This is a genomic window from Bacteroidales bacterium (assembly GCA_023229505.1).
Lineage (GTDB): Bacteria > Bacteroidota > Bacteroidia > Bacteroidales > JAGOPY01 > JAGOPY01.
This window is the reverse complement of record JALNZD010000077.1, coordinates 1-8,531: the sequence shown is the minus strand read 5'-3', so window position 1 is coordinate 8,531 and position 8,531 is coordinate 1. Positions and strand designations below refer to the sequence as shown.

Sequence of the window (8,531 nt, the reverse complement as noted above, 5' to 3'; positions counted from 1 at the left end):
GCTGTTAATATCGAGAATAACTCTTCGAGTTATTTCCCGAAATTAACAGCAATATCAATACAAATAGAATTAATAAATTCAATTAAGAAAAGCAAAATCGTGGTCTAAAGAATGGGGAGTAGTAAATAATACGGAGTTTTATTATGTTATTGCAGATGCAAAAAGGTTTTTCAACTATTCTTTGCTTACTCCTTTAACTTCGTTACTTTATAATGATGATGATATTCGATGTTTAGATTTAGATAGTGATGGCTATTATAATTGGGGCCTAACAGCTATAAAGCCTGATACTTGTCCAGAGTGTTCAGATTCATGTGATTGTGATGATTCTAAATCATATCTCGGACCATATGATGAAAATTATAACTGCACTCTTTTATGTGACCAATTTTTTTTAGACGATGATACATTATTCATATCAGCAGATGATACTTGGTATGGAATTAAATATATAAATCAAATTGTTTTTATTGAAGATCAAGCAAAACTGACGATCAAAGGGGAGGTTGGTTTATGTGAAGATGCTGCAATCATTGTTGACCGGGGATCAGAATTGATTATTGACGATGGGTTACTTCATGGAACATGCTCAAACATGTGGCAAGGCATCGAAGTCTGGGGAACAACAACAGCCTCACAGTTCACATCCGGAGCACAAGGTAAGATTACCATTATTGACGGAGGAACAATTGAAAATGCGATAACTGCAGTATTTCTTTCAAAATCCAATGGTTCAGGAGGATATATTGGCGGTTACGAAGGTGGAATCATCCAGACCGATGATGCCCATTTTATAAATAACAGAACTGGGGTCAGGTTTTTCCCATACCGAAATTTGGTTTCCGGCGTTGAAATGGATAATTTAAGCTATTTTCATAAGTCGGAATTCCTAACTGATGCTGAACTGGCTGATGAAAGTATTCCTGAAAATTTCCTTTATTTAGATGGCGTAAAAGGTATAAACGTTAATGGTTGTAGCTTTACTAACTCCAGACCGGAAGAAGAAGCTTCAATGAGTGAAAGAGGAATTGGAATTTATAGCTATGATGCTGATTTTACAGTAAGTTGGTATCCTGGCGAAGACCCTGATTCAAGCAAATTCACTAATTTGAATTATGGTATTCATGCTACCGATGCTACTACTGCAAGAACGTTTAAAGTTAATCATTCGGGTTTTTTCAATAACCTAACAGGCATCTATTGTAAAGGCATAAATAATTCAGATATCATATTTAATAATTTCGAAGTTTATTATATAAGTATATTCCATGGTCCGAACGATATTTTTGGTGGATTATATTTAGATAACTGCACTGGATACACTGTTGAGGAAAATAATTTTTATAATGAGGACGAATATCCTTTCCCAGATGAAATTCTTAGTATTGGAATTATTGTTAACAATTCGGAAGACAATTTGAATATGATCTACCGCAACACTTTTGACCGCTTACATATGGGCATACTGGCACAAAATAGGAACAGGGGAACCTCTAATTTTACAGGATTAAAGTTGAAATGTAATATTTGTACCGATAACAGGGGTGATTTTGCTGTAACAGCGGATACGGCATCAGCAAACAAGGGAATTTCAATTCATCAAGGGGCATATATTCCCGGAGATAAAACTGCACCAGCAGGAAATTTATTTTCTCATGCTAACAATAATAACCCATACAGCGATTTTAATAATACCTTATCCCGGCAATGGATTTATTATTTCCATCATGATAGTCTATCTCCTCAAGATGCATGGATTCCTTTTTATCATCAAAATATCACGCATTATGGATACATTCGTTATACTACTTATGATGATGTTTGTCCTACCCATTATAGTTTAGGTGATGGGCACAAAAAATCAGCACCTATTGTATTGAATGAACAAGAACTAAGGACAAGATTGACATTAATGGAGAATTTAAGGGATTCATCCTCAAATGCTCTCAGTCTCTGGATCGATGCAGGTAATACCCAACAATTGAATTATGAAGTCGAAAGTTCAACAGAACCCGAAGCTCTTGATATTTACGATGAACTTATGCAAGACTCTCCCTACCTTTCCGATACTGTATTGTCTAGTAGTATTGCAAAAGAGAATGTTTTAGTCAATGCAATGATAAGGGATATTATGGTGGCTAATCCTCATGGAGTTAAGAAGGAGGCATTGGTTGAAGCTCTTGAACAAAGAGTGCCTCCGGTGCCAGATTACATGATGGAAGAGATAATGGAAGGATTGGATTCTATAGCGTTAAAGGAACAACGTGAAAGTGAGATTGCCTGGTATGAACAAGAACGAGCCTTAGCATTCAATAAGCTCATGAAAATTTATTTGGCGGAAGATTATTCAACTTCAGTTGAAGAGAGTATCATTTCTTTGATCACTAATCATGGGAATTTAAATGACAATTATTACCTGGCAAACAGGTACCTGGAGCAAGGAAATATTTCCAATGCATTTACAGTCCTAACTAACTTGCCAAATCAATTTGTGATGGATTCAGAACAGGAAATTGAACACCAGGATTACCTGACATTATATACAATGGTTAGCAATATTATGCAGCAGGGCAAGCCAATGGATTCTCTTGATAATACATCACGCCAGGTTTTGTATCAAATGGCAGAACATGATTCACGACCGGCGATCATGGCTCAAAATATCTTGCAACACATTGATTCTGCAAGCTATCCTGAAGTTTATATTTTACCGGTATCTGGTCCAGTTTTAAGAAAGTATACTGCAGAAAATCCGGATTATATTACTGAATTGGATCAAGAAAAGATTTTCAGCGTATATCCGAATCCATGTAATGATTATTTCATTATGGAATATTATTTTGAAAGAATTCCAGGACAAGCCTCATATTCAATCAGTGATCCATCAGGAAGGATTATTGAAGAAGGACTTATTGAGGGTCAGCAAAATCAATTAATCAGAAGAACTTCTTTCTATAGTTCAGGCTTCTATACAATCAAATTAATTATCAATGGCAAAGTAGAAAAAGTATTGAAATTAAATGTGATAAAGTAAGTGCTTACATTCCAATCAATAAAATTTAAATTTTTCTAAATTTTTAAACCCTGCTGTAATAGGCAGGGTTTATTTTTATCAGACACTAAATATTATTATTGGTTTGATCAGCAAGTTATTGAAGGATTTACATTATTTTTATTGAAAAATTGTTCAAAAAAGGAAATATGAAAAAGTTCATATTTTTATTTATATTGTTCTTTGGATTATTTGACTTAAAAGGCCAATACACTTACTTTAACAACCGCTTTAACAATGATAACTGGAGCGCAGCATTGAGTATTCTTGAAACGGAATCAGGTTATGTGGTTAGTGGAGTTAGTGGTGTAATATCCAATGAATATATTTTTAAAAAAATTGTCCTTACTTCCATTGATGACCAGGGAAACAAACTATGGTGGAAAACTTATGGGGAAGATTTTCATAATTATTATGCGGGTGGAATGCGTGGTTGTATCAGTACATCCGATGGTGGATTTGTTATAAGTGGGAGTATAGAAGATTCTATTAGAGATGTCGGATTATTGATAAAATTTGATGAAAATGGCGATTCACTCTGGTCCAGAATTTATGGTGATACTGTCTCGATTGATTATACAGCTATCATTTTTACGGTTTGTGAACAATTACCTGATAAAGGGTATCTCATCACAGGTACGATTCGGGTGTCAGGAGATGATGAAGATATATTACTAATAAGAACTGATAGCTTGGGAAATATAGAATGGTCTCACTCATACGGTCAATTGCATTGGTTAGACGGTGGTTGTACAATTGCTCAATTGCCTGAAGGAAATTTTTTAATCGGGCTGGATAAAGAAAAAGTTGGAAATAACACTTTAAGGGATCCAGGTCTTCTAAAAATAGATAGCCTTGGAAACCAGATATGGATTAAATATTATGGAGGTATCTTTGATGACGGGCATTCTGTAGTTTTTCTATCTCAAGATGGTAATTATCTCGTTGGGAGCACCTATGCTGTGTCACAACCACATCCGGATTACCCGGATCATAAAGTATGGTTATTTAAAACAGATACTGCAGGAAATATGCTTTGGGAAAGGAAGTATAGTGATACGACATTTCTGGGGTGGTGTTCTACAATAGAGGAACTGGGCGATGGAAGTATTATCGTTTCTGGAACAGGTGCTTTTGCTGACGGATTTGGTAATTATGGTTGGATATTAAAAACAAAGGAAAATGGTGATAGTATCTGGATGAGGCGATACAGTTATTATCCTACATTTGAAAACCACCTTAATGATCTCAGGATCACATCCGATAATGGAATAATCATTACAGGTATGGCTTTAGGTGATCCCGAATGGGAGCAATCCATCTGGGTGCAGAAACTGGACAGCATTGGATGTGATTCATCAGGTTGTGATACAACTGTTGGAATTCATGAAGAGCATGGGGGCATGGAGGCATGGGAGCATGGAGGTTTGAAGATATGGCCGAACCCCGCGTCAGACCGGATTCATATATTATTCCATGAAAACAGGCCGAATTGGTTCCCGGATAGAGATTTAGAAATATTTAATGTCTTTGGAAAACTTGTGGATAGAGTTAAAGTGCCGATGATTACGGAATCGTATGATTTTAATATTTCAAACCTTCCACAAGGTCTTTACCTATTGGTTATCCGGGAGAGACAAAGAGTAGTTTATACTGGGAAGTTCCTTATTGCAAGGTAAATTTTTTTCGGCAAATCTAATATTATGGTCTCATCTTAATACAATTGTCACTTCCTGCCTGATGCGTTTTAATCGAAGATAAGATGCTTCAGGCTGCCTTTAGGATATGTTGATATTGATCTCTTTTCCGTATTTAATAATCTCATTCACAATTGGATTAGATAGCTCAAACTCATATTCTCTAAAAGGATGTGGCTCAATCCTACTATCAATCTTTCGTCTTAATCGCATCAATTCCAATTGCATATCAATCAAATTGCTATAATCTTTAAACACCACCGCTATATCAATATCACTATCATCGTTATAATTTCCTTTTGCATATGAACCAAAAAGAAAAATCCTGATGAACTCATAATTTGCATTTACAGCATTCGCATATTTTTGAGCAATATTTAAAGCATCTGTTTTATCCATAACCTGATCTTTTTAATTTTTCCAATCCAATCTTTCGTAAAATCAACCGTGCACAAGGAATAAAACTCCCTTTTGTAATCATCATATCTGGCGTTTAGATTAAATGAGGTAATCTTGTCAAGCAAGTCAGCGTATTCATCGGTCAATTTAAGCTCACTAATTTCAGCTAATCTGTATAAATTATGAGTTAAAGGAGCGTGCTTTTTATTTTTGCTAACATAATAAGCTTTAAGTAACTTTTCAACCGAAATATGTCCTAAAAACAATGACCATGCATAAGATTTTGAATCAAATAAATGTAACATCGTTTGAAAATCCTCATCGGATGTTTCTATCCAGTATCTGACGACTTTATCGACATCAATATCTAAATTTTGCTCACTCAACAATTTTAATTTTAGACAAATATACTACTTTACGGAATATTTTTTGCTGCATAACGACGGTTCGTTATATATATAATTCTCGAGAGGAAACTCCTGAAGCAGAGATTTTATCTAAATTTGAACCTTGTTAGGGATTAACAGTAATGAAAAAGGTTTTGTTTATATGCATTCTTGTTTTGTTTGGCTTTATCCAGGCAATGGCCACTCATCAAAGGGCTGCCGAGATCACTTACAGGCACATTTCAGGCCTTACTTATGAAGCAAAGATCATTACTTATACCTTTACGCCAAGCCCGGCCGACCGACCGTACCTCGATATTTTCTGGGGTGATGGGACCAGCAGCACGCTGAAGCGGACCCAGAAGACCGCCCTTGCCGATAATATCACCCTGAATGTTTATGAGTATAACCCGGATTTAGATGCCACTACTAATCGGCACACATACAGTTCACCCGGAACATATACCCTGTATATGGAAGATCCTAACCGGAACTATGGCGTGGTGAATATCCCCAATTCCGTGAACGTGCCGATGTACGTCCAGACCGAAATGGTCATAAATCCTTTTCTCGGTTACAATAATTCCCCTACCCTGTTGAACCCTCCGATTGATGTAGGATGTGTCAACCAGGTTTTTATCCACAATCCCGGTGCTTATGATGTTGATGGTGACAGTCTCTCTTACCGGCTGGTAAACTGTAAAACCACCGGCGGGATTGATATTCCCGGGTTTACACAACCTACTGCAAGTAATTCCTTTTCAATCAATCCCGTTACTGGTGATGTAATATGGGATACCCCTGTCATGCAGGGTGAATATAATATTGCCTTTGTGATTGACGAATGGCGAAATGGAACCAGAATCGGCGGCCTGACAAGGGATATGCAGATCGAGATCCTTGCCTGCAATAATAATCCGCCTGTAATCGTCTCTTTGATTGATACCTGCGTCACAGCAGGTGAACAGGTGACTTTTGATATTACTGCTTATGACATCGATGGGGATATGGTTTCCCTTACTGCGACAGGAGGGCCTTTTGAAGTTACGGAATCTCCTGCAACAATAGAACCTGATCCTGCAGCGGGGAATGATACAGTTATGACTACCTTTTCATGGAATACGACCTGCGCCCACGTCCAGAAGCAACCATACCAGCTGTTCTTTAAAGCAACCGATGATGCTTACCCGATCAACCTTGTCAGTTATAAGACAGTTTCCATCACTGTCGTTTCACCTGCACCTGAAAACCTTACCGCCGAAGCTGTCGGAAGCACTATACGGCTTAATTGGGACAGGGTTCCTTGTAACAAAGCAATTGGTTACAGGATCTACCGACGCATTGGATTTTATGGGTTTGTCCATGATGTTTGCCAGACAGGAGTGCCTGCTTCTACGGGGTATATCTTGATTCATGAAAATTCAGGTATAGATGATACAGCCTATATTGATGACGATAATGGCATGGGGCTTATACATGGCAATCAATACTGTTATATTGTTACAGCTTTTTTCATTGATGGCGCTGAAAGTTACGCTTCACTGGAGGCCTGTGCTACCTTGAAACGCGATATACCGGTTATTACCAATGTGAGCAACGACAGCACCGATCTGCAGGCAGGCAGGGGTTTTATTGCCTGGTCAAAACCGACAGAACTTGATACCATCCAGATCCCCGGGCCTTACCAGTATGTTCTCTACCGGTCGGAAGGCGCGGTGGGCGGAGATCTTCAACCGGTCGCCACATTCCCCGGGCTGGACGACACCATCTTCATTGATAACGGGATTGACCTTAATTACAGCGGATTCCCCTACAGTTACCGGGTTTCACTTGAAAGCCTGACTTTCGGTTTTATCGGGAACAGCCAGCTTGCTGCTTCCATCTTCCTTGAACTAGCAGAAACCGATGAAGAAATAAATCTCTCTTTCCAACCGAATGTGCCATGGATAAACGATTCTTATGTGATCTACCGGAAAGATGAAGGATTATCAACTTATGATTCGATCGGTTTTACAGTGGAGCCATTTTACCAGGATTCCGGGCTCATCAATGGGAAACAATATTGTTATTACGTTAAGAGTGTCGGAGGTTACACAGCCAGCGGCTTTGTAGATCCTATAATTAATTTCTCACAGGTTGTTTGCGGAAGCCCATACGATAATGAACCTCCCTGCTCTCCCGAACTGACGGTGGAAACCAATTGTGACCTGGCCGTCAATACCTTGAAATGGACTAACCCAAACACCATTTGTGCTGATGATGTGTTGAAATATCATATCTATTTCTCACCTCTTCAAGGAACCGATTTCGTCCTCCTTGATTCGACCAGCCCGGCCTATATAATCACTTATGAGCATTTTAATAATGGAAATATCGCGGGTTGCTATGCTGTCGTGGCTATAGATTCGGTTGGAAACCAGAGCGAATTCAGTAACCCGGTCTGCATTGATAATGATACCTGTTCGGTCTACTCTCTTCCCAACGTTTTCACTCCTAATGATGATAGCTATGATGATATTTTCCACCCATTTCCTTATACCTCGGTAGAACGTGTTGATATGACCATTTTTAACCGCTGGGGCAATATCGTTTATGAAACGGAGGATCCTGATATTAATTGGGATGGCAGAGACAGTAGAAACGGTGCCAAATGCAGCGACGGGGTTTATTTTTATGTCTGCAGGGTTTATGAGATCACCCTTTTTGGGATCAGACCCAGGGAGCTGAGGGGATCTATCACGTTGATCACGGATTGACAGCCCCTATCCCCAAGAGGGTGTATCAAAACTAAGGGCTCTTAGTAAAGAGGATTGTTAATAAGAATGTTTATAACTATTTGTATATCAAATGTTTAGATAAAATTACTTTTCTTATCTTCGAACAAAGATAACAAGATTCATGGTACATAATCGATACAAGAAGTTTAAAGATTATCAGCAGACCCAAGGTCTGCTATTGCCTCCCTATCTTGATGATTTGATCGAAGAGGATCATTTG

General features: G+C 38.2%; 5 protein-coding genes. 3 read left to right on the top strand and 2 right to left on the bottom strand.

What is annotated here, in order from left to right; translation table 11 throughout:
• Nucleotides 1-181: 181 nt before the first annotated feature.
• Entirely contained in the window at nt 182-3,034 is a 2,853-nt protein-coding gene (locus M0Q51_16770; GenBank protein MCK9401627.1) for a T9SS type A sorting domain-containing protein, read from the top strand.
• A 149-nt stretch (nt 3,035-3,183) separates the two neighbouring features.
• On the top strand, nt 3,184-4,731 hold the full coding sequence (locus M0Q51_16765; protein MCK9401626.1) for a T9SS type A sorting domain-containing protein: 1,548 nt from the start codon (nt 3,184-3,186) through the stop codon (nt 4,729-4,731).
• 99 nt (nt 4,732-4,830) lie between these two features.
• Here M0Q51_16765 and M0Q51_16760 read toward each other — a convergent pair whose 3' ends face one another.
• Together M0Q51_16760 and M0Q51_16755 are read right to left on the bottom strand one after the other, a co-directional pair.
• On the bottom strand, nt 4,831-5,148 hold the full coding sequence (locus tag M0Q51_16760) for a nucleotidyltransferase domain-containing protein (protein MCK9401625.1): 318 nt from the start codon (nt 5,146-5,148) through the stop codon (nt 4,831-4,833).
• Nucleotides 5,127-5,534, bottom strand: a complete 408-nt coding sequence (locus M0Q51_16755) for a HEPN domain-containing protein (protein MCK9401624.1) — start codon at nt 5,532-5,534, stop codon at nt 5,127-5,129. Before M0Q51_16755 ends, M0Q51_16760 begins: the two co-directional genes overlap by 22 nt.
• Nucleotides 5,535-5,677: 143 nt before the next feature.
• Between M0Q51_16755 and M0Q51_16750 the strand changes: the two genes are divergently transcribed.
• A complete protein-coding gene (locus M0Q51_16750; protein MCK9401623.1) occupies nt 5,678-8,290 on the top strand; it encodes a gliding motility-associated C-terminal domain-containing protein in 2,613 nt (870 codons plus the stop codon).
• The last annotated feature ends 241 nt before the right edge of the window (nt 8,291-8,531 follow it).